Source organism: Microbacterium sp. zg-YB36, from assembly GCF_024623575.2.
In the GTDB taxonomy this organism is placed as follows: Bacteria; Actinomycetota; Actinomycetes; order Actinomycetales; family Microbacteriaceae; genus Microbacterium.
Genome location: NZ_JANJFD020000001.1, coordinates 161,564 through 188,083 on the forward strand (window position 1 = coordinate 161,564; position 26,520 = coordinate 188,083).

At 70.0% G+C, this 26,520-nt stretch carries 28 protein-coding genes and 1 tRNA gene; 18 read left to right on the plus strand and 11 right to left on the minus strand.

Annotation, left to right across the window (positions count from 1 at the left end):
- Window positions 1-504 (plus strand): MaoC family dehydratase, encoded by a 504-nt coding sequence (locus NQ151_RS00790; protein ID WP_257509912.1) that lies wholly within the window; start codon window positions 1-3, stop codon window positions 502-504.
- 26 nt (window positions 505-530) lie between these two features.
- A complete protein-coding gene (locus NQ151_RS00795) occupies window positions 531-1,319 on the plus strand; it encodes an HpcH/HpaI aldolase/citrate lyase family protein (protein WP_285891718.1) in 789 nt (262 codons plus the stop codon).
- Here the strand turns inward: NQ151_RS00795 and NQ151_RS00800 are convergent.
- On the minus strand, window positions 1,316-1,936 hold the full coding sequence (locus tag NQ151_RS00800; RefSeq protein ID WP_257509910.1) for a histidine phosphatase family protein: 621 nt from the start codon (window positions 1,934-1,936) through the stop codon (window positions 1,316-1,318). The genes NQ151_RS00795 and NQ151_RS00800 overlap by 4 nt on opposite strands.
- 35 nt (window positions 1,937-1,971) lie before the next feature.
- Window positions 1,972-2,811 carry a Sir2 family NAD-dependent protein deacetylase gene (locus NQ151_RS00805; RefSeq protein ID WP_257527801.1) on the minus strand — a complete coding sequence of 280 codons (840 nt, stop codon included), beginning with the start codon at window positions 2,809-2,811 and terminating at the stop codon, window positions 1,972-1,974.
- 371 nt (window positions 2,812-3,182) lie between these two features.
- On the opposite strand from NQ151_RS00805, the gene NQ151_RS00810 reads away from it, so the two are divergent.
- A complete protein-coding gene (locus NQ151_RS00810; protein WP_257526715.1) occupies window positions 3,183-3,989 on the plus strand; it encodes a TrmH family RNA methyltransferase in 807 nt (268 codons plus the stop codon).
- Here NQ151_RS00810 and NQ151_RS00815 read toward each other — a convergent pair.
- Window positions 3,986-4,429: a bleomycin resistance protein gene (locus tag NQ151_RS00815; RefSeq protein ID WP_257526716.1), complete on the minus strand. Its 444-nt coding sequence runs from the start codon at window positions 4,427-4,429 to the stop codon at window positions 3,986-3,988. The two genes, NQ151_RS00810 and NQ151_RS00815, sit on opposite strands and share 4 nt — an antisense overlap.
- A 205-nt stretch (window positions 4,430-4,634) precedes the next feature.
- Here NQ151_RS00815 and NQ151_RS00820 point away from each other — a divergent pair, with 205 nt between their 5' ends.
- Window positions 4,635-5,150 carry a glycosyl-4,4'-diaponeurosporenoate acyltransferase CrtO family protein gene (locus NQ151_RS00820; RefSeq protein ID WP_257526717.1) on the plus strand — a complete coding sequence of 172 codons (516 nt, stop codon included), beginning with the start codon at window positions 4,635-4,637 and terminating at the stop codon, window positions 5,148-5,150.
- Window positions 5,151-5,282: 132 nt separating this feature from the next.
- Here the strand turns inward: NQ151_RS00820 and NQ151_RS00825 are convergent, their stop codons facing one another.
- Both NQ151_RS00825 and NQ151_RS00830 read right to left on the minus strand, forming a co-directional pair.
- Window positions 5,283-5,504, minus strand: coding sequence for a hypothetical protein (locus tag NQ151_RS00825; protein WP_257526718.1), 222 nt, complete (start codon window positions 5,502-5,504; stop codon window positions 5,283-5,285).
- 17 nt (window positions 5,505-5,521) lie between these two features.
- The gene (locus tag NQ151_RS00830; protein ID WP_257526719.1) at window positions 5,522-6,394 is read right to left on the minus strand and encodes an SGNH/GDSL hydrolase family protein; all 873 of its coding nucleotides are present in this window, start codon (window positions 6,392-6,394) and stop codon (window positions 5,522-5,524) included.
- 68 nt (window positions 6,395-6,462) lie between these two features.
- Here NQ151_RS00830 and NQ151_RS00835 point away from each other — a divergent pair, with 68 nt between their 5' ends.
- Both NQ151_RS00835 and NQ151_RS00840 read left to right on the plus strand, forming a co-directional pair.
- Complete coding sequence (locus tag NQ151_RS00835; RefSeq protein ID WP_257526720.1) at window positions 6,463-8,295, plus strand: DEAD/DEAH box helicase; 1,833 nt, start codon at window positions 6,463-6,465, stop codon at window positions 8,293-8,295.
- 123 nt (window positions 8,296-8,418) lie between these two features.
- Window positions 8,419-9,519, plus strand: a complete 1,101-nt coding sequence (locus NQ151_RS00840) for a VIT1/CCC1 transporter family protein (protein ID WP_257509904.1) — start codon at window positions 8,419-8,421, stop codon at window positions 9,517-9,519.
- Between the two features lie 251 nt (window positions 9,520-9,770).
- On the opposite strand, the gene NQ151_RS00845 is transcribed toward NQ151_RS00840, so the two are convergent.
- Window positions 9,771-9,854 (minus strand) — tRNA-Leu (locus tag NQ151_RS00845).
- Window positions 9,855-9,961: 107 nt separating this feature from the next.
- Between NQ151_RS00845 and NQ151_RS00850 the strand changes: the two genes are divergently transcribed.
- Together NQ151_RS00850 and NQ151_RS00855 are read left to right on the plus strand one after the other, a co-directional pair.
- A complete protein-coding gene (locus NQ151_RS00850) occupies window positions 9,962-11,263 on the plus strand; it encodes a M20/M25/M40 family metallo-hydrolase (protein ID WP_257526721.1) in 1,302 nt (433 codons plus the stop codon).
- Between the two features lie 22 nt (window positions 11,264-11,285).
- Entirely contained in the window at window positions 11,286-12,110 is an 825-nt protein-coding gene (locus tag NQ151_RS00855) for an undecaprenyl-diphosphate phosphatase (protein WP_257509902.1), read from the plus strand.
- Window positions 12,111-12,131: 21 nt separating this feature from the next.
- Here NQ151_RS00855 and NQ151_RS00860 read toward each other — a convergent pair whose 3' ends face one another.
- Entirely contained in the window at window positions 12,132-13,004 is an 873-nt protein-coding gene (locus tag NQ151_RS00860) for a PAC2 family protein (protein WP_257509901.1), read from the minus strand.
- 83 nt (window positions 13,005-13,087) lie between these two features.
- Between NQ151_RS00860 and NQ151_RS00865 the strand changes: the two genes are divergently transcribed.
- The 9 genes from NQ151_RS00865 (at window position 13,088) to lnt (ending at window position 22,940) form a co-directional block, all read left to right on the plus strand.
- Window positions 13,088-13,774 carry an HAD family hydrolase gene (locus tag NQ151_RS00865; protein ID WP_257526722.1) on the plus strand — a complete coding sequence of 229 codons (687 nt, stop codon included), beginning with the start codon at window positions 13,088-13,090 and terminating at the stop codon, window positions 13,772-13,774.
- A complete protein-coding gene (locus tag NQ151_RS00870; RefSeq protein ID WP_257509899.1) occupies window positions 13,771-14,787 on the plus strand; it encodes a tRNA (adenine-N1)-methyltransferase in 1,017 nt (338 codons plus the stop codon). Before NQ151_RS00865 ends, NQ151_RS00870 begins: the two co-directional genes overlap by 4 nt.
- 9 nt (window positions 14,788-14,796) lie before the next feature.
- Window positions 14,797-15,729 (plus strand): FKBP-type peptidyl-prolyl cis-trans isomerase, encoded by a 933-nt coding sequence (locus NQ151_RS00875; protein ID WP_257526723.1) that lies wholly within the window; start codon window positions 14,797-14,799, stop codon window positions 15,727-15,729.
- 5 nt (window positions 15,730-15,734) lie between these two features.
- Window positions 15,735-16,745, plus strand: coding sequence for a helix-turn-helix transcriptional regulator (locus NQ151_RS00880; protein ID WP_257526724.1), 1,011 nt, complete (start codon window positions 15,735-15,737; stop codon window positions 16,743-16,745).
- A complete protein-coding gene (locus NQ151_RS00885) occupies window positions 16,742-17,701 on the plus strand; it encodes a helix-turn-helix transcriptional regulator (protein WP_257526725.1) in 960 nt (319 codons plus the stop codon). The genes NQ151_RS00880 and NQ151_RS00885 overlap by 4 nt, the downstream gene beginning before the upstream one ends.
- 57 nt (window positions 17,702-17,758) lie before the next feature.
- Complete coding sequence (gene tatA / locus NQ151_RS00890) at window positions 17,759-18,031, plus strand: twin-arginine translocase TatA/TatE family subunit (RefSeq protein WP_257509895.1); 273 nt, start codon at window positions 17,759-17,761, stop codon at window positions 18,029-18,031.
- 66 nt (window positions 18,032-18,097) lie between these two features.
- On the plus strand, window positions 18,098-18,856 hold the full coding sequence (gene tatC / locus NQ151_RS00895; protein WP_257509954.1) for a twin-arginine translocase subunit TatC: 759 nt from the start codon (window positions 18,098-18,100) through the stop codon (window positions 18,854-18,856).
- Window positions 18,853-21,339, plus strand: a complete 2,487-nt coding sequence (locus NQ151_RS00900) for a DEAD/DEAH box helicase (RefSeq protein ID WP_257526726.1) — start codon at window positions 18,853-18,855, stop codon at window positions 21,337-21,339. Before tatC ends, NQ151_RS00900 begins: the two co-directional genes overlap by 4 nt.
- Window positions 21,336-22,940, plus strand: coding sequence for an apolipoprotein N-acyltransferase (gene lnt, locus NQ151_RS00905; RefSeq protein WP_257526727.1), 1,605 nt, complete (start codon window positions 21,336-21,338; stop codon window positions 22,938-22,940). Before NQ151_RS00900 ends, lnt begins: the two co-directional genes overlap by 4 nt.
- Before the next feature lie 4 nt (window positions 22,941-22,944).
- On the opposite strand, the gene NQ151_RS00910 is transcribed toward lnt, so the two are convergent.
- From NQ151_RS00910 to NQ151_RS00925, 4 genes are all read right to left on the minus strand, one after another.
- The gene (locus NQ151_RS00910) at window positions 22,945-23,325 is read right to left on the minus strand and encodes an RNA polymerase-binding protein RbpA (RefSeq protein ID WP_257509892.1); all 381 of its coding nucleotides are present in this window, start codon (window positions 23,323-23,325) and stop codon (window positions 22,945-22,947) included.
- A gap of 117 nt (window positions 23,326-23,442) precedes the next feature.
- Window positions 23,443-24,219 (minus strand): glycerophosphodiester phosphodiesterase family protein, encoded by a 777-nt coding sequence (locus NQ151_RS00915; RefSeq protein ID WP_257526728.1) that lies wholly within the window; start codon window positions 24,217-24,219, stop codon window positions 23,443-23,445.
- On the minus strand, window positions 24,216-25,154 hold the full coding sequence (locus NQ151_RS00920) for an SPFH domain-containing protein (protein WP_257509890.1): 939 nt from the start codon (window positions 25,152-25,154) through the stop codon (window positions 24,216-24,218). The genes NQ151_RS00915 and NQ151_RS00920 overlap by 4 nt, the downstream gene beginning before the upstream one ends.
- Window positions 25,147-25,632: an NfeD family protein gene (locus NQ151_RS00925; protein WP_257509889.1), complete on the minus strand. Its 486-nt coding sequence runs from the start codon at window positions 25,630-25,632 to the stop codon at window positions 25,147-25,149. The genes NQ151_RS00920 and NQ151_RS00925 overlap by 8 nt, the downstream gene beginning before the upstream one ends.
- A 122-nt stretch (window positions 25,633-25,754) precedes the next feature.
- Here NQ151_RS00925 and NQ151_RS00930 point away from each other — a divergent pair, with 122 nt between their 5' ends.
- Window positions 25,755-26,519: an SDR family oxidoreductase gene (locus tag NQ151_RS00930; RefSeq protein WP_257526729.1), complete on the plus strand. Its 765-nt coding sequence runs from the start codon at window positions 25,755-25,757 to the stop codon at window positions 26,517-26,519.
- The last annotated feature ends 1 nt before the right edge of the window (window position 26,520 follow it).

Here is a 26,520-nt window from a genome sequence, read left to right on the forward strand (position 1 = left end):
ATGGCCCACACCCCGGAGGCGGCGCGCGAGATCGTGCAGCGGGGGCTGTGGTTCGAGGAGTTCGAGGTCGGGTCGCGCTACCTGCACCGCCCCGGCCGCACCATCACGCAGGCCGACAACGCACTGTTCTCGGCGCTGACGATGAACGCGCAGGCGCTGCACGTGGATGAGGCCTACGCCCGCACGCAGCCGTTCGGCCGTCCGCTGGTCAACTCGATGTGGACGCTGGCCACCATGATCGGCTCATCCGTCGGACAGCTGACGCAGGGCACGCTCGTCGCCCAGCTGGGACTGACCGACATCACCTTTCCCGCGCCGCTGTTCCCCGGCGACACGCTCTACACCGACACCGAGATCATCCATACCCGCCTGTCCGCCTCGCGCCCCGGTGAGGGCATCGTGACGATGCGCCACACCGGGCGCAACCAGGACGGCGAGGTGGTGGCCATCGCGACCCGCACGGCACTGATGTGGTGCCGCACCCACGAGGAGGACCCCGCGTGAGCGCATTCGACGCCGGCCCGGCGCTGATGTTCTGCCCCGCCGACCGGCCCGAGCGGTTCGCGTCGGCGCTGGCGCGCGCCGACGGGGTGATCATCGACCTGGAAGACGCCGTCGCGGCATCCGCGAAGACCGCCGCCCGCGGCGCGCTGATCGACGCCGACCTCGACCCGGAGCGGGTGATCGTGCGCGTCAACCCGGTGGAAACGCCCGACTTCGAGGCGGACCTGGCCACCCTGTCGCAGACCGACATCCGCACGATCATGATCGCGAAGGCGGAGTCCGCCGAGCGCATCGCCCGCATCGACGGCCGGTACCGCGTCATCGCGCTGTGCGAGACCGCGCGCGGGGTGGACGCGGTCGAGCGCATCGCGGCCCTGGAGAACGTCACGGCGCTGATGTGGGGCGCCGAGGACCTCGTCGCCTCGCTCGGCGGCACGTCCAGCCGCAAGCCCACCGGGCGCTACCGCGACGTCGCCCGCTATGCCCGCTCGCGCGTACTGGTGGCGGCGGGGGCCCAGCGCAAGGCAGCCATCGACGCAGTGCATCTGGACATCGCCGATGTGAGGGGGCTCGCCCGTGAGGCCGCGGATGCCGCCGCGAGCGGATTCGCAGCAACCGCCTGCATCCACCCCACCCAGGTGGCGGTGATCCGCGCCGCCTACCGGCCCGCCGAGAAGCAGCTGTCGTGGGCGCGCGACGTGCTGGTGGCCGCGCAGCGCGAGGGCGGGGTCTTCACATACCGGGGGCGCATGGTGGACGAGCCGGTGCTGCGGCACGCCCGCACCCTGCTGCGCCGCGCGGAAGACGGACGCTAAACGGCGCGAGCGTCGGCCGGGACCCCGGCATCCGACAGCAGCCGCAGCCGGTCGCGCTCCAGCAGCAGGTCGTAGCTCGACCCGTTCGGCAGCCGGAAACCCACCGGGGGGAGCTGTCCGCCGGTGGCGTGGCGGATGATCTCGCGGATCAGCGCACCGTGCGCGACGGCGATGACGGATGCCGAACCAGGCGCCGTGGTGCGGCGCACGTCACGGGCGATCTGCTGCAGGCCCGCCAGGGCGCGGTCACGCAGGTCCGGCAGCGGTTCGGCGCCGGGGATCTCGGCGGCGTGCCAGTCTCCCCACCGCTCCAGGAACTCCGCGGCATCCACCCCTTCAGCCTCGCCATACGCGCGCTCGCGCAACTGGGCATACAGCTTCGGCGCCGGAAGGCCTAACGCGTCGGCGATGATCTCGGCGGTTTCTCGGGCGCGGGACAGGTCGCTGGAGACCACGAAGACCGGGGCGGCCGGGTCCAGGCGTGCCCGCAGGCGTTCGGCTGCTTCGCGTGCCTGCGCGCGACCGGTGTCGTTGAGCGGGATGTCGGTGGCTCCCTGAATGCGCCTGGCGCGGTTCCAGTCGGTCTCGCCGTGGCGCACAAGGGTCAGCAGGGTCACGTTTCGAGCCTAACCGCGGGTTCCAGGGAGAAGCCTCACTGTGCGGCGAGCGCCTCGGCGAGTGCGGTGAGGACCGGGCTCGTGCCGCCGTCGATCTTGACGGTGGCATGCTGGTCGGCCCGGGTGATGCCCCGGTTGACGATGACGACCGGGAGCTTGCGGCGCCGTGCGCGCTCGACCAGGCGGACGCCGGAGTTGACCACGAGCGACGAGCCCGCCACCAGCAGGGCTTCGCTGGTGCGGACGAGCTGCTCGGCTTCCTGGAAGCGCTCGATCGGCACGAACTCGCCGAAGAACACCACGTCCGGCTTGAGCATGCCGCCGCACACGCTGCAGTCGGGAACGACGAACCCGTCCGCCGTCTCGGGCAGCACGTCCCCGTCGGGACCGAGCAGTACGTCGTCGGGGACATCGAGCCAGGGGTTGGCGGCTTCGACACGCACGGCGAGGTCGCGGCGGTCGAACACCTGCCCGCAGTGCGTGCAGAAGACCCGCCGCATGGTGCCGTGCAGTTCCACGACGCGGCGGCTGCCGGCGCGTACGTGCAGGCCGTCGACATTCTGCGTGACGACGCCCGTCGCGATGCCGGCGTTCTCGAGGGCGGCGAGCGCGGTGTGCCCGGCGTTGGGGGAGGCGCTCGCGAAGGCCCGCCAGCCCAGGTGGCTGCCGATCCAGTAGCGGCGCCGGGCCGCCTCGCTGGAGAGGAACTGCTGCGCGGTCATCGGGGTGCGCGCCGGTGCGCCCTCGCCGCGGTAGTCGGGGATGCCGGAGTCGGTGGACACCCCGGCGCCGGTGAGCACCGCGATGCGCCTGCCGGCGAGCGCGGCGACGGCAGTGCCGACCAGCTCAGCGGTCGGCGCGTCGAGTTGCAGCACCGTGGTCACCCGCCGAGTCTAGGCTCCCGAGTTTGCCGGGAGGTTACGGCTGGCTCCGGGTTCGGCTTCGGGTGTGCCGGGATGAGGTGATCTGCCGGGACGCGGATGCCTGGGGGTCAGGGGCCCTCGCGTCGGCGGATCTCCTCGTTTCGGCATCCGGGGTTTTGCCGGAGTGCGGTGATCTGCCGGAATGCGGATGCCTGGGCGCCAGGGGCCCTCGCTCCGGCGGATCTCCTCGTTTCGGCATCAGGGCTCGCAGAGTTTGCCGGAGTGCGGTGATCGGCCGGAATGCGGATGCCTGGGGGCCAGGGGCCCTCTCCGGCGGATCTCCGCATCCCGGCGACTGCGGCACCGCGTGGGAGAGTGGAGCAATGCCTATCGAGCGCATCGACGACCCGACCGATCCGCGGCTCGCCGACTACCGGGACCTCACCGACGTCGCGCTCCGCCGCGTGCTGGAGCCGGAAGGCGGCCTGTACATCGCGGAGTCGGCGAAGGTGATCGCGCGAGCCGTCGCGGCGGGGCACCGGCCGCGGTCGGTGCTGGTGCAGGAGAAGTGGCTCGAGGATGTCCGCGAGGTCGCCGGCGACGCACCGGTGTACGTCGTACCGCCCGAAGTGGCCGAGCAGCTCACCGGCTACGCCGTGCATCGTGGCGCGCTCGCCGCCATGCACCGTCCCGCCGAACCCGCAGTGGCCGATGTCGTCGCCGGCGCCCGGCTGGTCGTCGTTCTCGAGGACATCGTCGATCACACCAATGTGGGCGCGGCGTTCCGAAGCGCCGCGGCGCTGGGAGCGGATGCCGTGCTGGTGTCGCCGCGCTGCGCCGATCCGTTGTACCGCCGCAGTGTGCGGGTGAGCATGGGCACGGTGTTCCAGGTGCCGTGGACGCGGCTGCCGGAGTGGCCCGAAGCGCGCGGCATCCTGCATGAGGCGGGCTTCCACCTCGCCGCCCTCGCGCTCGCCGACGGCGCCGTGCCGCTGGACGAGTTCGCCGCAGCCCGACCCGAGCGGGTGGCGCTGATGCTCGGCGCCGAGGGCGACGGACTGTCGCGCCGCGCCCTGGAAGCGGCGGACACCGTCGTCACGATCCCGATGTTCGGCGGCGTCGACTCGCTCAACGTCGCGGCCGCGAGCGCGGTGGCGCTGTGGTCGCTGACGCACGACGGCCGCAGCTAGGGCGTCTGCCTGCGCGGCCGGTGTCCGAGTGACTCCTGGAAGCGGATGAGGTACCCGTCGGGATCGGTCACGAGGAACTGACGCACCCCGGCCTCGTCGTGGTTCCCGATGGGGTACCACTTCGTCTCCGGTTCCATGAACAGGGGGGAGGAGTGCTCGCGCAGCGCGGCCAAGATCGGGTGGAGGCTGGGGACGCTGATCTGGAAGTTGATGCCTCGTCCAAGCGGATTCTCCAGCGGTGCGGTGATCCAATTCCGGCCGATGCCGCGTTGCTCGAGCATGATGTGCGCGGAGCCGAGGGTGATGTAGGCGAAGCCCTCTTCGGGGCGTTGATAGGCGATCTCAAACCCGCAGAGTCCGCACCAGAACTCGATGCTCCTGCTCGTGTCACTGACGAGCAACTCGGGGACGAGTGCCGGATCCGGTGCAGGCGAACTCATCCACTCATCGTTGCAGAGTGTTACTCGGGCGCGGCGGATCGCCCCAAGGGACAGCCCGGAGGAAGGCGCTGGCTAGACTCGGGGGCATGACAACGGGGCATCGTCGAATAAGAGCGGCAGCACGCACCGATGAATAGCCGACGAAGCATGGATCTCCGGTCACAGGGCTGATGTGATGGCAGCGCGTAGCGGACAAACTGGCTCGGTGACTGCGGGCCTGGTATTCGGTCTCGGACTAGCGGTCGCCGGCTGGTTCGCCATAGGACCCGATCACCTCGTCTACGCGTTCGTTGTGCAGGGCGCCTTTCTCTTCATGGCGCTCCTGACAGGTCCAGCGCTGGTGGACGTTGCCCGCTACCGCTACCGGGTCACACCGTTCGAGCCACGGATCTACACCCTGCTAGGAGCGGAGGCACTCCGGCGCTTGCTCGACCTCGTCGGCTGGAACAGGCTCATCAAACAGATGCGTCGAACAGAGCAAGGAGAATCGTGGAGAGCCCGCTTCCTTAGAGGGAGCGAGAAGTCCGAAACCGGTCACCTTCTCGGCTTCTCCGCCACCGCAGTACTGGCCATTGTGGCCGCGGCTACATCACACCCTCGAGGTGCTGCACAGATCCTGCTTCTCGGGACGATACTTCACTTGTATCCCGTCATGATCCAGCGCATCACCCGCTTTAGGATCACCAGCCGCCGAACCAACATCAATGGAAGCGGACGCTGAAGGACTGCTGTCGGCTCTCCTCGGCACGGCAAAGGATTGGGAAGGCCTGTCCGCGGGGGAGCCGGAGCAACTCGGGGACGAGTGCCGGATCCGCTGCAGTCGAACTCATCTGCTCATCGTCGCAGAGTGCAGCTACGGCGCGGCGCGCAGCTTCGACGTGATCACCGCGTAACCCGCTGACCAGCCCGCCATCACCCCGGCAAAGCCGATGCCCGCGGCGACGAGCTGCGCCGAGTTCGCACCGAGCAGGCCGACGACGAACAGGGCAACGAGCAGGGCCGCGGCGACAACGGCCGCGACGTTGATCCATCGCAGCGCCGACCGAAGCCGCGTCTGGTCAGCTTGACCGCTCATAGCCACGGCCGCCGACCCTACGCCGGCTTGCCCGGCGTCGCCGCGGCATCCGGTCCCGGCGCGAGCGTCGTCATCGGCAGGGCATCGGGACGCTTGGCGGTGATCGCGTCGCCGGAGGACTGATGCCGCACGCGGCGAAGCACCCACGGCATGAGGTGCGACCGTGCCCACACGAAATCGTTCACCCGGGCCGCACGCCAGGTGGGGCGCGGGAGCGGTTCCGGCTGCATCGGCTGCAGGTCGTTGGGCACGTTGAGCGCCCGCATCACCATACGGGCGACCTCGTGGTGGCCGAGCGTGTTGTAGTGCAACCGATCGTCGTCGAAGAAGCGCATGTCCTGCACTTCCTTCAGCGCCCACTGGTCGGCCACGATGCAGTCGTAGCGCTCGGCGATGGCGCGGATGTTCTCGTTGTAGATCGCCACGCGACCGCGGATGCCGCGGAAGACCGGCGTGAAGTTCGTGTCGATCCCGGTGAACACCAGCACGGTCGCGCCGGTGGAGGTCAGCCGCATGACGGCATCCTCGAACTGGGCGGCGACGGCATCAGGGTCCGAGCCCGGGCGGATCACGTCGTTGCCGCCGGCGGAGAACGTGATGAGGTCGGGGTTGAGGGCCAGCGCCGGCTCGATCTGCGCGGCGATGACCTGCCCGATGAGCTTGCCGCGCACCGCCAGGTTGGCGTAGGCGAAGTCGTCCACCTGCGAGCCCAGCACTTCGGCGACGCGGTCGGCCCAGCCGCGGTGCCCGCCGGGGGAAGAGGGATCGGGGTCGCCGATTCCCTCCGTGAACGAATCGCCGATCGCGACCATGCGCCGCCAGGGGTGCGCGATGTCGCTCGGGGCGAACGGGGGGAGCTGATCTTCAGGGGTTGGATCGTTGGGCCGCATGGTTCCTCCTCGGCTTTGTGACCGACTCCGAGGCTAGCCCCTCAGTGACTGACTTAGGCTGGTCCGTCGTGGATGAGCAGCAGCAGGAGCATTTCGGCAGTTTCGCTGCCGAGCACCTCTCGCCATCCTTCCCGCAGCGCGCACCGTGGGGCACAGCCCAGCGCCTGCGGGCCTGGCAGGCCGAAGCGCTCGACCAGTACTTCGCCATGGACGGCCCCGATGGCGCCGGCGGCGGACCCCGCGATTTCCTCGCGGCGGCGACGCCGGGTGCTGGAAAGACGACGTTCGCGCTGAGACTTGCCACCGAATTGCTGCGGCGGCGCATCATCGACCGCATCGTCGTGGTGGCGCCCACCGAGCACCTGAAGACCCAGTGGGCGGATGCCGCGGCGCGCGTGTCCATCCGCCTCGACCCGAACTTCAGCAACCGTCACGTCGCCCCGGCCCGGCACTACCACGGCGTCGCGGTGACGTACGCGCAGGTCGCGGTGAAGTCCTCCGTGCACCAGCGCCTGACCGAGGACGCGCGCACCCTGGTGATCCTCGACGAGGTGCACCACGGCGGTGACGCCCTCAGCTGGGGGGAGGCGCTGCGGGAGTCGTACCACCGCGCCACGCGCCGGCTGCTGCTGTCCGGTACGCCGTTCCGCAGCGACACCGCGCCCATTCCATTCGTGGAATATCACCCGAACTCCAAAGGCATCCGTCTCTCCCGCACCGACTACAACTACGGCTACGGGCGGGCGTTGGCCGACGGTGTCGTGCGTCCGGTGCTGTTCCTGGTCTATGCCGGACAGATGCGCTGGCGTACCAAGGCCGGCGACGAGTACGAGGCCCACCTCGGGCAGGACAACACCAAGGACATCAACTCGCAGGCCTGGCGTACCGCGCTGGATCCGCAGGGCGACTGGATCCCCGCAGTCCTGCGCAGCGCCGACCGGCGGCTGAGCGAAGTGCGCCAGGAGGTGCCCGACGCCGGTGGCCTGGTCATCGCGACCGACCAGACCGCCGCCCGGGCGTATGCGGCGATCCTGCGGGACATCACGGGAGAGCCGACCACCGTCGTGCTCTCGGACGACCCCGCGGCATCCGGTCGAATCGAAGAGTTCGGCAACAGCACGTCACGGTGGATGGTGGCGGTGCGCATGGTGTCGGAAGGCGTCGACGTGCCGCGGCTCGCGGTGGGCGTGTATGCCACCAGCGCCTCCACGCCGCTGTTCTTCGCCCAGGCCATCGGGCGCTTCGTGCGCGCTCGCCGCCGCGGCGAGTCGGCCAGCGTGTTCCTGCCCAACGTGCCGCCGCTGCTGGCCCTCGCGAACGAACTCGAGCGCGAGCGCGACCACGCCCTGGACCGCGAATCCGGCGACGACGACGGCCTCGAAGACACGCTGCTGGCCGAGGCCGAGCGCGATGACAAGGCATCCGATTCGCTCACCGAGGAGTTCACCTTCCAGGCGCTCGGATCGGTGGCGCACTTCGACCGGGTGCTGTTCGACGGCAAGGAGTTCGGACAGCTCGCCGTGCCAGGCACTCCCGAAGAGGAGGAGTTCCTGGGACTGCCGGGGTTGCTCGAGCCCGAACACGTCCATGAGCTGCTGATGCAGCGGCAGGCCCGGCAGTCGCGGCACCGCAAGACCCGTGAGGCGGGTGAGGCGAAGGTCGCGGATGCCACGGGCACGGATGTCGCCACGACGCTGCCGCCGGCGCTGCACCGCACGCTCAAGGAGCAGCGGCAGTTGCTGAACAGTCTCGTCGGCGTCTATGCGCGCCAGAGCGGGGAGCCGCACGGCGCGGTGCACGCCGAACTGCGGCGGCTGTGCGGCGGTCCGGCCGTCTCGCACGCGACGGTGGCCCAGCTGCAGGCGCGCATCGAGCTGTTGCGTCGCCGCGTTCATTCGTAGGCGCGCACCGCGCGGCATCCGTTCGGAACCCCGAAATGCTGGCAATCGTCGCGTTGCGCCGCTCGCGGCCGGCCGGCGTCACTACCGTGTAGAAGTCCCTGACCCCACCCGACCGGAGGCCCGATGAGCGCGCCCGTCCCCGCGCCGACCCCTCCGACGCCACGGGTCCGCCGCCGGTGGGCGCAGTACCTCGTCGACGAACGGGCCGAGGCGCACGTGTACCGCACGCTGGCTGCCCGCCGATCGGGGGAGGAGCGCGAGATCCTGCTGGCCCTGGCCGAGGCCGAGGGGCGCCACGAGGCGCACTGGGTGCAGCTGCTGGGCGGTGAGCCGGCGCGACTGCCGCGGCCGAGCCTTGATACCCGGATGCTCGGCTGGATGGCCCGCCGGTTCGGCCTGATCTTCGTGCTCGCGCTCGCGCAGAACGCCGAGGGGCGGTCGCCGTACGACAACGAGCCGGATGCCACGCCCGCGATGGTGGCCGATGAGAAGGTGCACCACGAAGTGGTGCGGGGCCTCGCGGCCCGCGGTCGCCGTCGGCTGTCGGGAACCTTCCGCGCCGCGGTGTTCGGCGCCAACGACGGCCTGGTGTCGAACCTGGCGCTCGTGATGGGCATCGGGGCGACCGGTGTCGGGGCGCAGTTCGTGCTGTTCAGCGGGGTGGCGGGGCTCCTCGCCGGGGCGCTTTCGATGGCGGCGGGGGAGTTCGTCTCGGTCCGGTCGCAGCGGGAGATGCTGGCGGCCACCGGGCCCAGCGACTACGTCGACGCCGCGCTGCCCGATCTCGACCTCGACGCCAACGAGGTGGCCCTGGTGTACCGGGCACGGGGGATGAGCGCGGCCGACGCACTGGAGCGGGCGCGCCGGGTGGTGTCGGCCGCGCAGGCCGCCGACCGATCCGTGCCGTACCGGCGTCCGGTCGAAGCCGTCGACGAGGATGAGGCCGTCGGCGGCGCCTGGGGTGCGGCGCTGTCCAGCTTCCTGTTCTTCGCCTCCGGTGCCGTGATCCCGGTGCTGCCGTGGCTGTTCGGCCTCGATGGGACGGTGGCGATCGTACTGGCCCTCGTGCTCGTCGGCATCGCGCTCATGGTCACCGGCGCGATGGTCGGAGTGCTCTCCGGCGGGCCGCCGCTGCGCCGCGCGCTGCGTCAGCTCGCGATCGGCCTCGGCGCCGCGGCGATCACGTATCTGCTGGGCCTCGCGTTCGGCGTCACCCTGGGCTGACCCTCCCCGGGGGACCGATACGCGCCCCAAACCGGTGATGCCGGTGGTTCGGGGACCGATACGCGCCCCAAACCGGTGGGAGACGCGCCTCGGGGACCGATACGCGCCCCAAACCGCGGATGCCGGGGATTCGGGGACCGATACGCGCCCCAAACCGGGGTGGGTACGGCCGGGGATCCGGGGAAGCGGCACGACGAACGTGACCACCGGGGCACGAAAAAGGCCCCCTTTCGGGGGCCTTTTCCGTTCTGTGCGCGAGGGGGGACTTGAACCCCCACGCCCTTTCGGGCACTAGCACCTCAAGCTAGCGCGTCTACCTATTCCGCCACCCGCGCATGGGTGAAATCGCTTGCGCAACCGAGGGTCGAGCCTAGCATGATCGCAACGCATGTTCGAACCAGCGCGGCACGGCGGGCCGCCGCGGCACCGGTAGCGTAGTCGCATGCCCGAGACCGATGCCGACCTTCCCGAGGTCGTGCGCCTGGCCCGCGATCTGATCCGCTTCGACACCACCAACTTCGGTGGCGGCAATGCCCGCGGCGAGCGCGAAGCAGCCGAATACGTCGGCGCCTACCTCGAGAGCCTGGGTCTTGAGCCCGAGTACTTCGAGCCGATCCCGCGCCGCACGAACGTCACTGCGCGGGTGCCGGGCCGTGACCGCGACAAGCCCGCCCTCGTGCTGCACGGCCACCTCGACGTGGTTCCCGCGATCGCGGCGGACTGGAGCGTCGACCCGTTCGCCGGTGAGATCCGTGACGGCATGCTGTGGGGGCGCGGGGCGGTGGACATGAAGGACATGGATGCCATGATCCTCAGCTCCGTCGGCGAACTGCTGCGCGCCGGCGAGCAGCCGGCGCGCGACGTGATCGTGACGTTCTTCGCCGACGAGGAGAACGGCGGCGTGGAGGGCTCGGCTCTGGTCGTCCGCGACCACCCGGAGTGGTTCGCCGGCGCGACCGAGGCCATCAGCGAGGTCGGCGGGTACTCGATTGCCGCCGGCGACCGCCGCGCGTACCTGCTGCAGACGGGGGAGAAGGCCCTGATCTGGATCCGGCTGCGCGCCCGCGGCCGCGCCGGCCACGGCAGCCGCCTGCACCCCGACAACGCCGTCACCCGCCTTGCCGAGGCCGTCGCGGCACTCGGGCGCACCGAGTGGCCGCTGGCGATGACCGAGACCTCACGCCAGCTCGTCGAGGGACTCGCCGCCCTCGTCGACGGCGACACGCGGCATCCGGATGCCGTCGCCGACCGGTTCGGCCCCGCCGCGGGGTTCCTCCGCTCGACGCTGCGGACCACCACGAACCCCACCGGGCTGACCGCCGGCTACAAGCACAACGTCATCCCCGACACCGCCGAGGCGCTCATCGACGTGCGCACGATCCCCGGCACCGAAGACGCCGTGCTCGCCGACATCGCCGCGATCGTCGGGTCCGACGTCGAGATCGAGGTGGTCCACCGCGACATCGGCCTGGAAGTGCCGTTCGAAGGTTCGCTCGTGGACGCGATGGTCGCCGCCCTCGGCCGGCACGATCCCGGGGTCCCGGTCATCCCGTACCTGATGGGCGGCGGCACCGACAACAAGGCGCTCGCGTACCTCGGCATCGCCGGCTTCGGCTTCGCCCCGTTGCGCCTTCCCGCCGAGCTCGATTTCACCGGTATGTTCCACGGGGTCGATGAACGAGTCCCGCTGGACGCCCTCGTATTCGGGCAGGCCGTCCTCACCGACCTGCTCCGCAGCTACTGACGCAGTCACCCGAAAGGCGCGCATGCATTTCTTCGAGGCGATCATCCTGGGTCTCGTCCAGGGTCTGACCGAATTCCTCCCTGTTTCCTCCAGCGCACACCTGCGCATTCTGGGCGAGTTCCTCCCCGGGGCCGAGGACCCGGGCGCGGCGTTCACCGCGATCACCCAGATCGGCACCGAGGCTGCCGTCGTGGTGTTCTTCTGGCGCGACATCGTGCGGATCATCACGCAGTGGTTCCGCTCGCTCACGGGCAAGGCGCCCCGCAACGACCCCGACGCCCGCATGGGGTGGCTCATCATCATCGGCAGCATCCCGATCGTGGTGCTGGGGCTGCTGTTCCAGGATCAGATCGAGACGGTGTTCCGCTCGCTGTGGCTGGTCGCCACCATGCTCATCGTGTTCGGCATCCTGCTGGGGATCGCCGACATCGTCGGTGCCAAGCGTCGTGCGCTGAAGGACATCACCTACCCCCACGGCGTGGCTTTCGGCTTCGCGCAGGCCCTGTCCCTCGTCCCCGGCGTCTCCCGCTCGGGCGGCACGATCACGATGGGCCTGTTCCTCGGCTACGAACGCGCCGCCGCCGCCCGTTACGCGTTCCTGCTGGCCATCCCGGCCGTCTTCGGCAGTGGGTTCTTCCAGCTGTTCAAGAGCTGGGACGAGCAGGGTCCGTTCACACTTCCGGAGACCCTTGTCGCCACCGTCATCGCGTTCGCCGTGGCGCTGGCGGTCATCGCGTTCTTCATGCGGTGGATCTCCAAGAACAGCTTCCTGCCGTTCGTGATCTATCGCGTCGCGCTCGGTACGGTGCTGCTCGTGCTGCTGTCGATGGGCGTGCTCCAGCCCTGACGCCGGGGCGAGCCGCCCGCCTCAGCGGCGCGGCGGCTCGTCGCGGCCGGGCTTGGTGGGGCCTTCGCCGCTGCCACGGCGACGCAGGTACTTCTCGAACTCCTGCGCGATCGCATCTCCCGATGCCTCCGGCGAGTCCCACGTGTCGCGGGTGCGCTCGAGCTGACGGATGTACTCCGTCATCTCCTCGTCCTCCGCAGCCGCAGCGTCGATGGATGCCTCCCACGCGGCGGCCTCCGTCGCGAGCGCCGCGCGGGGCACGCGGGCGCCGGTGAGGTCCTCGAGCTTGTCCAGCAGCGCGAGCGTCGCCTTGGGCGATGGTGTGTGACCGGCGACGTAGTGGGGCACGCTCGCCCAGAGGGAGGCGGCGGGGATGCCGGCGGCATCCGCTGCCTGATCGATGACGCTCAGGATGCCGACGGGTCCTTCGTAGGTGGACTTCTCCAGCTCGAGCTTGGTGCGCAGTTCCTCGTTGTGGCTGCCGGCGAACACCGAGATGGGGCGGGTGTGCGGCACGTCCGACATCATCGAGCCGAGCGAGACCATCCCGGTGATGTCCTCGCGCAGCGCGACGTCGATGATCTCGCTGGCGAAGGCCTGCCAGGCGCGCGCCGGCTCGACGCCGGTGAGCAGCCACAGCTGCGTGCCGCGCGCGCGACGCGAGGGGCGCCAGAGCGTCGTTTCGGGCCAGCGCAGCACGCGACGGCCCTCGGCGTCGAGGCTGATCTGCGGCCGCGTGTACTGGTAGTCGAAGTACAGTTCGGGGTCGACGGAGAAGACCGGCTCGTACGAGCCCTCTTCGCGTAACAGCGTGGCAGCGGCCGATGCGGCCTCGCCGGCATCGTTCCAGCCGTCGAACGCGGCCACCAGTACGCGTCGTCCTAGTCCCTCCACACGACTCCCTTCGTCCCCCCAAGGATAGGCCGCGTGCCGCCGGCGCGGGCGGGTGGCGCGGCACGCGCCGGTACGATAGGGAGGTGACAGCCCCCGCTCCAACACTTCGTGCCGTGCTGTGGGATATGGACGGCACCCTGGTCGACACCGAGCAGTACTGGATGGCCGCCGAGACACCGTTGGTGGAAAGCTACGGGGGCACCTGGTCGCACGAGCAGGCACTGACGCTCGTCGGGCTGGGCCTGCACGACTCCGCCCGCATCCTGCAGGACGCCGGCGTGCGCATGCACGAGGATGCCATCGTCGATCACCTCACCGGTCAGGTGATGGACCAGCTGCGCGAACTGGGCAACCCCTTCCGCCCCGGCGCCCAGGAGCTGCTGGTGAGCCTGCGCGCGGCCGGGGTGAAGACCGGGCTGGTGACGATGTCGCTGCGGCGCATGGCCGAGACGGTGGTGTCGCAGATGCCGTTCGACGCATTCGACGTCATCATCGCCGGCGACGACGCCACCCGGCCCAAGCCGTTCCCCGACCCGTACCTGCAGGCCTGCGAACTGCTCGGGGTCAGCCCCGACGAGGTCGTCGCGATCGAGGACTCGCCCAACGGGCTGCGATCGGCGATCGCCTCCGGGGCGACGACGATCGGCGTGCCCCTCATGGTTTCGCTCACCGGCGTCGGCGCTCACGCGCTGTGGCCGACGCTGGAGGGCCGCACCGTCGCGGATCTCATGGCGCTTCATGCCGATCACCGCGCAAAGGAGGCGCGATGAGCGTCGATCTCACCCGACCGACCGGCCCGTTCCGCTACGGCGACCGGGTGCAGCTGACCGGACCGAAGGGGCGTCTGCACACGATCACCCTGCGTGAGGGCGGCGAGCTGCACACCCACCACGGCGTGCTGCGTCACGCGCAGCTGGTGGACCTTCCCGACGGCTCGGTCGTCACCGGCAGCGGCGGCCACGAGTACCTCGCGCTGCGGCCGTTGCTGCGCGACTTCGTCATGTCCATGCCCCGGGGCGCGGCGATCGTGTACCCGAAGGATGCCGCGCAGATCCTCGCATCGGCCGACATCTTCCCCGGCGCGACCGTCGTCGAAGCCGGCGTCGGGTCGGGTGCGCTGTCGCTCTGGCTGCTGCGGGCGATCGGCAGCACCGGGCATCTGGTGTCGTTCGAGCGCCGCGAGGAGTTCGCCGACGTGGCCAAGGCCAATGTGGAGACCTTCCTCGGGGCACCGCCTGCCAACTGGGACGTCGTCGTCGGCGACCTGGTCGCCGCGCTTCCCGAGGCGGTGCAACCCGCATCCGTCGACCGTGTCGTGCTCGACATGCTTGCCCCCTGGGAGTGCATCGACGCGGTGGCCGACGCGCTGACGCCTGGTGGCGTGGTGCTGTGCTACGTCGCGACTGCGACCCAGCTGAGCCGCGTTGCGGAGTACATCCGCGGCACCGGGCTGTACACCGAACCCGAGGCGAACGAGACGATGGTGCGCGGCTGGCACGTCGAGGGACTCGCCGTACGCCCCGACCACCGCATGGTCGCCCACACCGGGTTCCTGATCACCGCGCGTCGCCTCGCTCCGGGCGCAGTGCCGCCAGACGTGCGCAAGCGGGCGCTCAAGAAGCCGTCGTACGCCGATGTGGACGTCGAGCTGTGGACGCCCGGTGCGGTCGGTGACCGTGAGATCACCGACAAGAACCTGCGCAAGCGCGTGCGTGAGGCCCAGCGTGCCGTCGACGGCGCGCGCATCGCGGCATCGACCGAGACGGACGCCGCCACCGATTAGGCTGTACCGGTGCGCAGGATTCCCGCCATCGCCGCCGTCATCGGCTTGTCCACTCTCGCCCTCGTCGGCTGTACGCCCGCTTCCAGCGGAGCGTCGTGTGATCGCGCTGCCTCCGACGCGTCGGTGCTCGACCTGATCACGGTGTCGGGCGACACCGTGGAGCTGTCCGCACCGGTACACGCCGACGACACGGTGTTCCAGGACATCACCGTCGGCGAGGGCCCCACGGTCACCTCTCAAGCGCAGGATGTCGTGTTCGACATCACGATCGCCAGCGGCACAACGGGGGAGACGCTCGTGCAGAGCGGCACCCAGGTGGCGCCGGTCTCGCAGTGGGCCGAGTTCTACGACGGCATCGCCCAGATGCTCGATTGTGCCACCGAGGGTTCGCTCATCGTCGGCGCGATCGCGCCGGACGACCTCGCGCCCGAAGCCGCGCAGAGCCTGGGGCTGCAGGAGGGCGATTCCGCGGTCTTCGTCATCGACCTGCAGAGGGTGTACCTCGGCAAGGCCGACGGCGCCGATCAGTACAACGATCGCCGTGGCATGCCCAGCGTGGTCCTGGCCCCCGACGGCACCCCCGGCATCATCGTCCCTGACGCCGAGGCGCCGGACGAGCTCGTCGTGCAGGTTCTCAAGAAGGGCGACGGCGAGGTCGTCACCGGCGACCAGCCGGTGCGCGTGCACTACACCGGCGTCACCTGGGACGAGCGTGAGGTCTTCGATTCCACATGGGAGACGGGCACCTCCGCCGCGCTGTCGCTGGACCAGGTCGTTCCCGGATTCGCCGCCGCGCTGGAAGGACAGACCGTCGGGTCGCAGATCCTCGCGGTGATCCCGCCGGACCAGGCGTACGGCGATGCCGGGCAAGGCGCCGTCCCTCCGGGGGCGACCCTCGTGTTCGTGATCGACATCCTCGGTCTCGACGAGGTCGCGGAGTAGCACCCTTGGCCGCCCCGTCGAGCCGCAGCGCACCCGAGGAGCGCCTGGTCAACCTGCTCGTCGCGCTGATGGCGACCGACCAGGGGCTGACCAAGGAGACGATCCTCGCGTCGGTTGCGGGCTACCGGGAGCACGCCGAAGCCGGTGCGTCCAAGGACGCGCTGGAGAAGATGTTCGAGCGCGACAAGGAGAGCCTGCGCGGCCTGGGCGTGCCGATCGAGACGATCGGCGACTACGCCGACCCCGACGACCTGCGCGAAGCCCGCTACCGCGTGCCGAACGACGAGTACGGCCTGCCCGAGGACATCTCCTTCACCCCCGCCGAACTCGCCGTGCTGGCAGTTGCTGGGGGAGTGTGGAGCGAAAGCTCGCTGTCGGCGGAAGCACGCAGCGGGCTGCGCAAGATCCGCGCGCTCGGCAACGACGTCGACGAGCCCATCCTCGGCTTCTCACCGCGGCTGAGTGTGCGAACGCCCGCGTTCGCGCCGCTGCAGCGCGCCATGGAGCAGACGCGGGTGGTGTCGTTCCCGTACCTGAAACCAGGGGAGGAGCGCCCGCGCGTGCGTCGCATCCGCCCGCTGGCGCTGGTGGACTACGAATCGCGCTGGCACGTCCACGGCTTCGACCTCGATCAGGGCGCCGAGCGCACGTTCCTCCTGTCCCGCATCGTCGGCGACGTGACCCTCACCCGCGAGAGCTTCGACCCGGCGCTGCGCGACGGTGCCGGGGAGCGCGCCGTCGCCGGTCTGGACGATGTGGCCGCCCGGCAGTGCGCCCTGCTGGAGGTCCACCCCGGCACCGAGGCGTCACTGCGGCTGCGCCGACGCGCGCAGCCGGCCGAACAGGGGATCCTCGTGCCCTACGTCGACGTCCACGTGTTCGCCGACGAACTGGCCTCCTACGGACCCGAGGTTCGCGTGGTGGAACCCGCCGTGCTGCGCGACGAGGTGATCCGCCGACTGGAGGCGACGCTCGCCCTGCACGCGGATGCCATCGCCGACGGAGTCTCGGCATGAACGCCCGGCCGATGCACGCCACCGAGCGGGCGGCGCTCATCCTGCAGCTGGTGCCATACCTGATCGGCAAGGGGGAGGTGTCGGTCGCGGAGGCGGCGGACGAGTTCGAGGTCACCCCCGACCAGATGCGCGACATGGTGCAGAAGCTCACCGTCATCGGGCGCCCCGGCGACGGCGGCTTCTGGCAGCTGCCCCACGATCTGTTCGACATCGACTGGGACCTGCTGGACGAGCGCGACATCATCGTCATCACCAACACCGTGGGACTCGAGCGGGCCCCTCGGCTCACCGCTCGTGAGGCCGCCGCGCTGCTGGCGGGTCTGCAGCTGGCGGCCACGCTCCCCGGCGTCGGCGACAACGGGGTCGTGCAGTCCCTGCTGACCAAGCTCGCCCGCGGCGCGGCGAGCGTGCCGGCCGACGTGATCGTCGCCCCCGGTCCCGTCGACGACGTGCGCGTGACCGTGGCGGATGCCCTGCGCCGCGGCGTGGCGGTGTCGTTCACCTATCAAGCTCCGGATGCCACGCCCACCACCCGCACGGTCGATCCTGCCAAGGTGCACATCGCCGACGGTCAGTGGTACCTGCAGGGGTGGTGTCATATGCGGCAGGCGATGCGCACGTTCCACCTCGAGCGGGTCAGCGACGTCACCCTCACCGAGATCCCCATCACGCACGGCGGCGATCCGGTGCCCGAGCTGTTCGAACCGAACCCCACCGAGGTCGTCGCGCGCATCCGCTATCCGCACCACACCGCGCCGCTGCTGGGCGATTACCTGACGCGGGCCGAGATCGTCGCCGAGCGCGACCGTGAGACGGCGACCATGCGGGTGGCGGACGACCAGAGCCTCAAGCGGGTCGCGGCGCGCCTGGGCGGCGAAGTCGAGGTGCTCGCCCCCGCCGGTGCGCGCCGCGCGACCGCCGCGTGGGCAACCGCGGGACTCGCGCAATACCGCTGAGGCTTGCCCCGGGGTACCGGGTTAGACTGTTTCGAACCCCAATCCGAGGAGACTTCCATGGGCAACGCATTCGGATGGCCGCATCTGCTGATCATCCTCGCGGTCATTCTCCTGCTGTTCGGCGCGGCGAAGCTTCCCGCACTGGCCAAGAGCGTCGGCCAGTCGGCCCGAGTTTTCAAGGGCGAGATGAAGGCGATGAAGGACGAGGACGTCCCTCCCGCCAGCACGCCGCCGACCGTCGTCACGCCGCCGACCATCGGCATAGCGAACTCGACCGCCTCCACGACGGCTCCGGACAGCGTGAGCGGGCCCTCCGAACCAAAGCCGTAGCCCGACGTGGCCACGGCCGAGCAGCAGCGGGTGGATGAGCCCGACCCGCCCCGTCGCGAGAAACGGATGTCCCTCGGCGCGCACCTGCTGGAGTTGCGCCGTCGTCTGATGATCGCCGCCGCGGCGCTGGTCGTGGCGATGGTCGTCGCGTTCATCGTGACCGACCCGGTGATCGACTGGATCACCGGTCCGATCGAGCAGATCGCCGCACAGCGAGGCGACGACTTCTCCGCGCTCAACTTCGGCACCGTGACTTCCGCGTTCGACCTGCGGATGCGCATCGCCTTCTCGATCGGGCTGTTCCTGTCCGCACCGGTGTGGCTGTGGCAGATCTGGGCGTTCATCATGCCCGGGCTCACCCGCAAGGAGATCCGGTACACCGTCGGTTTCGTCGCCGCCGCCATTCCGCTCTTCTTCGCGGGCTGCTACGTCGGCATGTTGGTCGTCCCGCACGTGATCGAGGTGATGTGGTCGTTCACGCCCGACGGCGCGGTGAACTTCTACAACGCCGCGGAGTACTACGACTTCGTCTTCAAACTGATGATCGTCATCGGCATCTCGTTCGTGCTGCCGGTGTTCCTGGTGGCGATGAACCTCGCCGGCATCATGTCGGGCCGGGCGATCCTGAAAGGCTGGCGCGCCGCTGTGCTCATCGCCACGATCTTCGCCGCGGTCGCGACGCCCGCGGCGGATGCCGTCAGCATGCTGTTGCTCGCCGGCATCCTCGTCGTCCTGTTCTTCGCGGCGGCGGGTTTGTCGATGCTGTTCGACCGACGACGCAGCAAGCGTGATGCGGCGCTGCTGCAGCCGGGGTCCGCCCTGTGAGTGCACCCAGCCCGGCGGACCGGTACACCGCGGCCTCCGAAGCGCGCCGGCATCCGTTGACCGCCGACTTCGCCGAGCAGCAGCGGTTCACGCTCGACCCGTTCCAGATCGCCGGATGCCACGCCCTCGAGGATGGGCGCAGCGTACTGGTGGCCGCACCCACCGGTGCGGGCAAGACGATCGTCGGCGAGTTCGCCGTTCACCTGGCGATGCGCGAACCCGGGGTGAAGGCGTTCTACACGACGCCGATGAAGGCGCTGTCGAACCAGAAGTTCCGTGAGCTGCAGGAGGTCTACGGCGTCGACGAAGTGGGCCTGCTCACCGGGGACACCAACATCAACGGCAATGCACGGGTCGTGGTGATGACCACCGAGGTGCTGCGCAACATGCTGTACGCCGACTCGCCGGCGCTGCGGGGGCTGCGCTATGTCGTCATGGACGAAGTGCACTACCTGGCCGATCGGTTCCGCGGCGCGGTGTGGGAAGAGGTCATCATCCACCTGCCACCGAGCGTGCGGCTGGTGTCGCTGTCGGCGACGGTGTCCAACGCCGAGGAGTTCGGCGATTGGCTCGACACCGTGCGCGGCGACACCGAGGTGATCGTCTCCGAGATCCGGCCGGTGCCGCTGGAGCAGCACATGCTGGTGCGCGGCGACCTGCTGCCGCTGTTCGACGACCGCGCCGGCATCGCCACCGCCCAGGTCAACCAGGAGCTCATGCGCATCCGGTCGGTCAAGGGAGCGACGTTCGAGAACAATCGTCGCGCCCAGGGCATGAACAGCGCCCGCCACGGCGGCTACGAGTCGACTCACCGCCGCCCGCAGCGCGGCGGCAGACGCCCGGTGCGCCCCAGCAACGTGGAGCGGGTGGAGCGGCTTGACCGACCCCAGGTGGTGCAGCTGCTGCAGCGGGCCAACCTGCTGCCGGCGATCTTCTTCATCTTCAGCCGCGCGGGCTGTGACGGCGCCGTGCAGCAGGTGCGCCGTTCGGGGCTGCAGCTGACCGACGCCGACGAACGGGCCGAGATCCGCCGCATCGTCGAGGAGCGCACCGCCGCGCTGAACGACGAAGACCTCGGCGTGCTGGGGTTCTGGGAGTGGCGCGAGAACCTGGAACGGGGCATCGCCGCCCACCATGCCGGGCTCCTGCCGGCGTTCAAGGAGGTCGTCGAGGAGCTGTTCCGGCGCAAGCTGGTCAAGGCCGTCTTCGCCACCGAGACGCTGGCGCTGGGCATCAACATGCCCGCCCGCACCGTCGTGCTGGAAAAGCTCGAGAAGTTCAACGGCGAGGCCCGCGTAGCCATCACGTCGGGGGAGTACACGCAGCTCACCGGCCGGGCCGGACGGCGCGGCATCGACGTCGAGGGTCACGCGGTGATCCAGTGGACCGAGAGCGTGGACCCGCAGGCGGTCGCCGCGCTCGCCTCCCGGCGCACCTATCCGCTCAACTCCAGCTTCCGGCCCACGTACAACATGGCCGTGAACCTCATCGATCGGTTCGGCCGCGCCCGGGCCCGCGAGATCCTGGAATCCTCGTTCGCGCAGTTCCAGGCAGACCGGTCTGTCGTAGGCCTGGCCCGCCAGGTGCGCGAGGCCGAGGAATCCCTCGCCGGCTACCGCAAGGCGCAGACCTGCGACCGCGGCGACTTCGTGGAGTACGCGGGGCTGCGCCGTGAGCTCACCGACCTCGAGAAGCTCAACCGCGCAGACCGCACCGCGCCGGCCAAGCTGCGTCGCCAGCGTCAGCAGGAGATGGAGTCGCTGCGCCGCCGCATGCAGCATCACCCCTGCCACAGCTGCCCCGACCGTGAGCACCACGCCCGGTGGGGGGAGCGCTACTTCAAGCTCAAGCGGCGCACCGACAAGCTGCGCCGGGAGATCGAGACGCGCACCGGCACCGTCGCGCGGGTGTTCGACCGGGTTGTGGACGTGCTCACCGCGCTGGACTACGTCGCGGTCGACGACGACGGGCGCACGACGCTCACCGCCGCCGGGCGCACGATGCGCCGTATCTACGGCGAACGCGATCTGCTGGTGGCCGAAGCGCTGCGCCGCGGCATCTGGAAGAACCTGGATGCCGCATCGCTCGCAGCCCTGGCTTGCTGCCTCGTCTACGAACCGCGCCGCGACTCGGAGGGGCCGGGGGAGTACGGCCTGCCCAGAGGGGCGTTCCGCACCGCGCTCACCGAGACGCAGCTGCTGTGGGCACAGCTGGACGACCTGGAGCGTGACCACCACCTCCCCGGCAGCGAACCGGTGGCCACCGGGCTGGCGCAGGCGATGCACACCTGGGCTCGCGGCGGGATGCTCGACCGCGTACTCACCGAGGCGGACCTCGCCGCCGGCGACTTCGTGCGCTGGGCCAAGCAGACCATCGACCTGCTCGACCAGCTGTCGCTCGTCGCGGACGGCCCCGTCGCCGCCACCGCCCGCAAAGCCCTCGACGCCGTGCGACGCGGCATCGTCGCGTACAGCGGCGTATGAACCGCACCGCCGCGCGCGCCCCGCTGCCGCGCCCGCTGGTGCCCCTGTGGGTGGCACTGCTGGCGGCGCTCGTCGGCGGCCCCGTACTGGATCTCGCCTATCCGGATGTGGGCTGGTGGCCGCTGGCATTCGTCGGCGTCGCGTTCGCGTTGGTCTCGCTCATCGGCCGCTCCGGCGGGGGAGCGCTGCTGGCGGGCGCGGTGTTCGGCGCCTCCTTCTTCTTCACGCACATCGTGTGGATCACCCGCTACCTCGGCGCGATTCCGTGGTTCGCCCTCGCCGGGCTGCAGACGCTGCTCTGGGCGCTCGGGTCCCTGCTCATCGCGTTGGCCTACCGGTGGATGCCGCAGGTGCTGGGCGGCACCTGGGGGCGGCTGCTCGCGCTTCCGGCCCTCGTCGCGGGGCTGTGGACCGCTCGAGAGCTGTTCATGGGTTCCTGGCCCTATACCGGCTTCCCCTGGGCGCGCTTGGGGATGAGTCAGTCCGAGAGCCCGCTGGCGCATCTGGCGTCGTGGACGGGCGTGGCCGGGCTCACCTTCGTGATGGTGTTCGCCACCGCCGCCGCGATCGAATGGGTGCGGCTGGGGCGCTGGCGCACCTGGCAGACGGCCCTTCCCACCGTGGTCGCCCTCGCGGTGCTGCTGCTGACCCCCGCGTTCCCCACGACACCCGCCGGGTCGCTGCGGGTGGGCGCGGTGCAGGGCAACGGCCCGGCGGCGTATTTCGACGAGCGGGAGGCGTACGACGTCTTCCAGTCGCAGCTGGATGCCACCGAACCGCTGCTGGACGAGGACCTCGACGTGCTGCTGTGGCCCGAGGGCGGCATCGACGCCGACCCGCTGCAGAACGAATCGGTCGCCAGGACGCTGGACCGCCTCGCCGAGACGATCGACGCGCCGCTCATCGTCAACGCCGCCACCACCCGCGACGAGGCGGGGTACAACACCTCGATGCTGTGGGAGCCGGGCGCCGACAACCCGGTGGCGCTGCACGACAAGCGCGTCCCGGTGCCGATGGGCGAGTACGTGCCCGACCGCTGGTTCTTCGAGGCGGTCGTGCCGGACCTGGTGGGGCTCATCCAGCGCGAGTACACCCCGGGCACCAACCCTCCGGTGTTCGACGTCGACGGGATCGATGTGGGCCTGGCGATCTGCTTCGACGTCATCTACGACGACGTCATCTGGGAGGGCGCCCGTGACGGCGCCGAGGTCTACATGCTGCAGACCAACAACGCCGACTTCCGCGACACCGACGAGAACCTGCAGCAGCTCGCCTTCGCGCGGATGCGCGCGATCGAGACGGGTCGCTCGGTGGTGAACCTGTCGACGGTCGGCACCAGTCAGGTGATCGCGCCCGACGGCGCGGTGATCGACGCACTGCCCGCAGGCGAGGCCGGCGCCATGCTCACCGACGTTCCGCTGCGCACCGGGCTGACGCCCGCGGTCATCGTGGGCGCGACGGTGAAACTGATTCTCGGCTGGGGCAGCATCCTGGCGCTGGCCCTCGTCGCCGGAGCGCACCTGGCGCGGCGGCGTCGCGCCGAGCGTGCAACAACGACGACGCCGGCCCCCGAAGGGACCGGCGTCGTCGAATCCGATTGAGTCGTCAGGCGCTCTTCTTCGCCGTCACGTCCTGGCTGGTGCCGCGTCGCTCACGGATGAATGACAGACGCTCCTCGAGCAGCTCTTCGAGCTCGGGAAGCGTACGCCGCTCCAGCAGCATGTCCCAGTGCGTGCGCGGGATCTTGTCGCCGCTGTGATCGACCTCGACGGTCTTGTCGCCGACGCGCAATACCGCCTCGGCGCCGCAGGTGCGGCACTCCCAGGTCTGGGGCGCTTCAGCATCGACCGCGAACGGCAGGCTGGTCTCCTTGCCACACTCGGTGCACACGTACGTGTGGGTAGTGCGCTCATGAAATACGACGCCGTCCTCGCTCTGTAGGCTGGACGCGCCGAGTCGGATGCCGCGCAAGCTGCGGTCTGCCATTGTGTGGTCCTCTCGTCGCCTGTTCAGGTATAACGCTGCGACCTGTGCGCATACTCCGAACGAGCCCCGCGTGGGTGGCATTCACAGCCGATCCCCAGCCCCACCGAAGGGGCGCCCTCAGCGACGTTTGGCGACCTCTCGCAACGCCACATCGGCCCGGTCGGTGACCAGACCATCGACCCCGAGATCGAGCAGCCGTGCCATGTGCAGCGGGTCGTTCACCGTCCACACATGCACCTCGACGCCGCACGCATGCGCCGCGTCGATCAGGCGGGGCGAGACGATCCGCACCGCCCCCTGCCGTTCCGGCACCTGCAGCGCGTCCACGCCCGCCAGCGCGCGGCGCACCAGCGGCCGCGACCGCATCGCCATCGCCGACACCACCCGCCCGATCGTCGCTGTTCCCGCAGACGTGGCGGGCCGCATGCCGCGACCGAACCTGTCGGCGGCCTCCAGCGCCGTCCGGCGACGCACGTCGGAGAAGCTCGCCAGCAGCACCCGCTCGGCGTGCGGCGCGACGATCCGGCCCACCGGTACGGCGGCGGCCTCTGACTTGATGTCGAGGTTGAACCGCACGTCGGGGAACGCCTCCAGCGCCTGCCGCAGCGAGATGAGACCTCCGATGCCGGCCATCAGCCGTTCCAGCTCGGCCAGCGGCACCTGCGACACCGGGCGCGGGTCGCCGATCACCCGGGACAGATCGGCGTCGTGGAACAGCACCACCTCGCCGTCGGCGGTGAGGTGGCAGTCCGACTCGATGTACGCGGCGCCCGCGGCGTGGGCAGCGGCAACGGCGGCGAAGCTGTTCTCGGCGATACCGTCGGCGTCGGCAGGGATGAGACCGCGATGGGCCAGCACACGCGGCGACGGCCGCTCGAACCACGGGTGTATCACGGGGCGGTGGGTCCGGGTCGGCCGGGCGTGGCATCCGTCGCCTTCGGCCCGAACGCGCTGCTGACGCCCTTGAGGGCCTCGGTGAACTCGCTCGGGATGATCCACAGTTTGCTCGACGCGCTCTCGCTGATCTTCGGCAGGGTCTGCAGGTACTGGTAGGCGAGGAGCTTGTCGTCCGGGTTGCCCTTGTGGATCGCACGGAACACGGTCTCGATCGCCTCGGCCTCGCCCTGCGCCCGCAGTACCGCGGCCTGCTTGTCGCCCTCGGCCCTGAGGATCTCCGCCTGTCGCCGGCCCTCGGCCTCGAGGATCTGCGACTGCTTGGAGCCCTCCGCAGTGAGGATGACCGCGCGACGGTCTCGCTCGGCGCGCATCTGCTTCTCCATGGAGTCCTGGATCGAGTGCGGCGGGTCGATCGCCTTCAGCTCGACGCGCGACACCCGGATGCCCCACTTGCCGGTGGCCTCATCCAGCACGATGCGCAGCTGGCCGTTGATCTCATCGCGGCTGGTCAGCGCCTCCTCGAGGTTGAGTCCGCCGACGACGTTGCGCAGCGTCGTCGTGGTCAGCTGCTCGACGGCACCGAGGTAGTTGGCGATCTCATAGGTGGCCGCGCGGGCGTCGGTGACCTGGAAGTACACCACGGTGTCGATCGAGACCACGAGGTTGTCCTCGGTGATCACCGGCTGCGGCGGAAACGACACCACCTGTTCGCGCATGTCCACCAGAGGCCGCACCCGGTCGATGAACGGCACGAGCAGGTTCAGCCCGGGGTTGAGGGTGCGCAGATACCGGCCGAGGCGTTCGACGACACCGGCGTAGGCCTGCGGGATGATGCGGATGGAGCGGAAGATCACCACGATCACGAAGATCGCGAGCACCACCAGCAGAACGATCACGAAGATCTGTCCGACGAACGCGCCGACGTCAACCATCGTCCGACGTCCTTTCTCGAGTGGGGGAGGGGGCCACCTCGACGGCGGAGCCGAGCACGGTCACCACGTGTACGCGGTCGCCGACGACGACCGGTGCGGCGTCTGCGCTGAGGCGGGCGGTCCATGTCTCGCCGTTGTCGAGCTTGACCGAGCCGAGATCGTCCACGAACGGTGCGACGACGCGTGCGCCCATGCCGTACAGGGCATCGACGTTGGTTCGTTCGCGTTCCTTGCCGCCGTGCAGCGTCCGCAGCAGCAGCGGCCGGATCGTGAACAGCAACAGCGCCGACAGGGCTGCGGCGGCAGCGACCTGCAGCCACCAGGGGCCGCCGAGCAGGTTCACGCCGAGTCCGCCCAGCAGGGAGCCCGCGGCGAGCATGAGGAATGTGAACTCGAAGGTGAGCAGTTCGATGATCACGAACACGAGGGCGAGAGACAGCCAGGCGATCCACATGTACTGCGTGAGATCCGGCAGCATCTCGGAGCCTTTCTCGGTCGTTGACGGAACCCTAACACCGGGGCAGGCGGAGTCGTGGTTGATAGGCTCGGTGGCGCCCGGCGACGCCCGTTCCGGGCTCCCCGACCAGGAGCGCCGCCCCCATGTCACAGATCCTCACCGCCGGCTCGCTCAGCGGAAAGACGGCTCTCGTCACCGGCTCATCCCGTGGCATCGGCGCCGACACGGTCCGCTACCTCGCCGAGGCGGGGGCGAACGTCGTGATCAACTTTCGCAACAAGGCGCCGCGCGCCGAGAAGCTCGCCGCACAGCTGCGCGAGCTGGGCGTGCAGGTCCTGGTCGTCGGTGCCGACCTGACCGACCGCGACGCCGTGCAGGCGATGTTCGCGGAGGTGCAGCGCGCCTTCGGCGGGCTGGACATCCTGGTGCTCAACGCCTCCGGCGGCATGGAGTCGGGCATGGCCGAGGACTACGCGCTGCAGCTGAACCGTGACGCCCAGGTGGGCGTGCTCGAGGCGGCGCTGCCGCTGCTGCGGCCCGGCTCGCGCGTCGTGTTCGTCACGAGCCACCAGGCGCACTTCATCCGGACGACCCCCACGATGGCCGAGTACGAGGTCGTCGCCCTGTCCAAGCGCGCCGGCGAGGACGCCCTGCGCGAGCGCATCGGTGACCTCGACGAGCGCGGCATCGAATTCGTCGTCGTCTCCGGCGACATGATCGAGGGCACCATCACGGCCACGCTGCTGGAGCGGGCGAATCCCGGTGCGATCGCGTCACGCCGCGAGTCGGCCGGCAAGCTCTACAACGTGTCCGAGTTCGCCGCGGAGGTCGCCCGTGCCGCCGTCGACGACGTGCCCGCCGACAACACCCGCCTCGTGGGCGACACCAGCTCGTTCGCGGGGGAGTGAC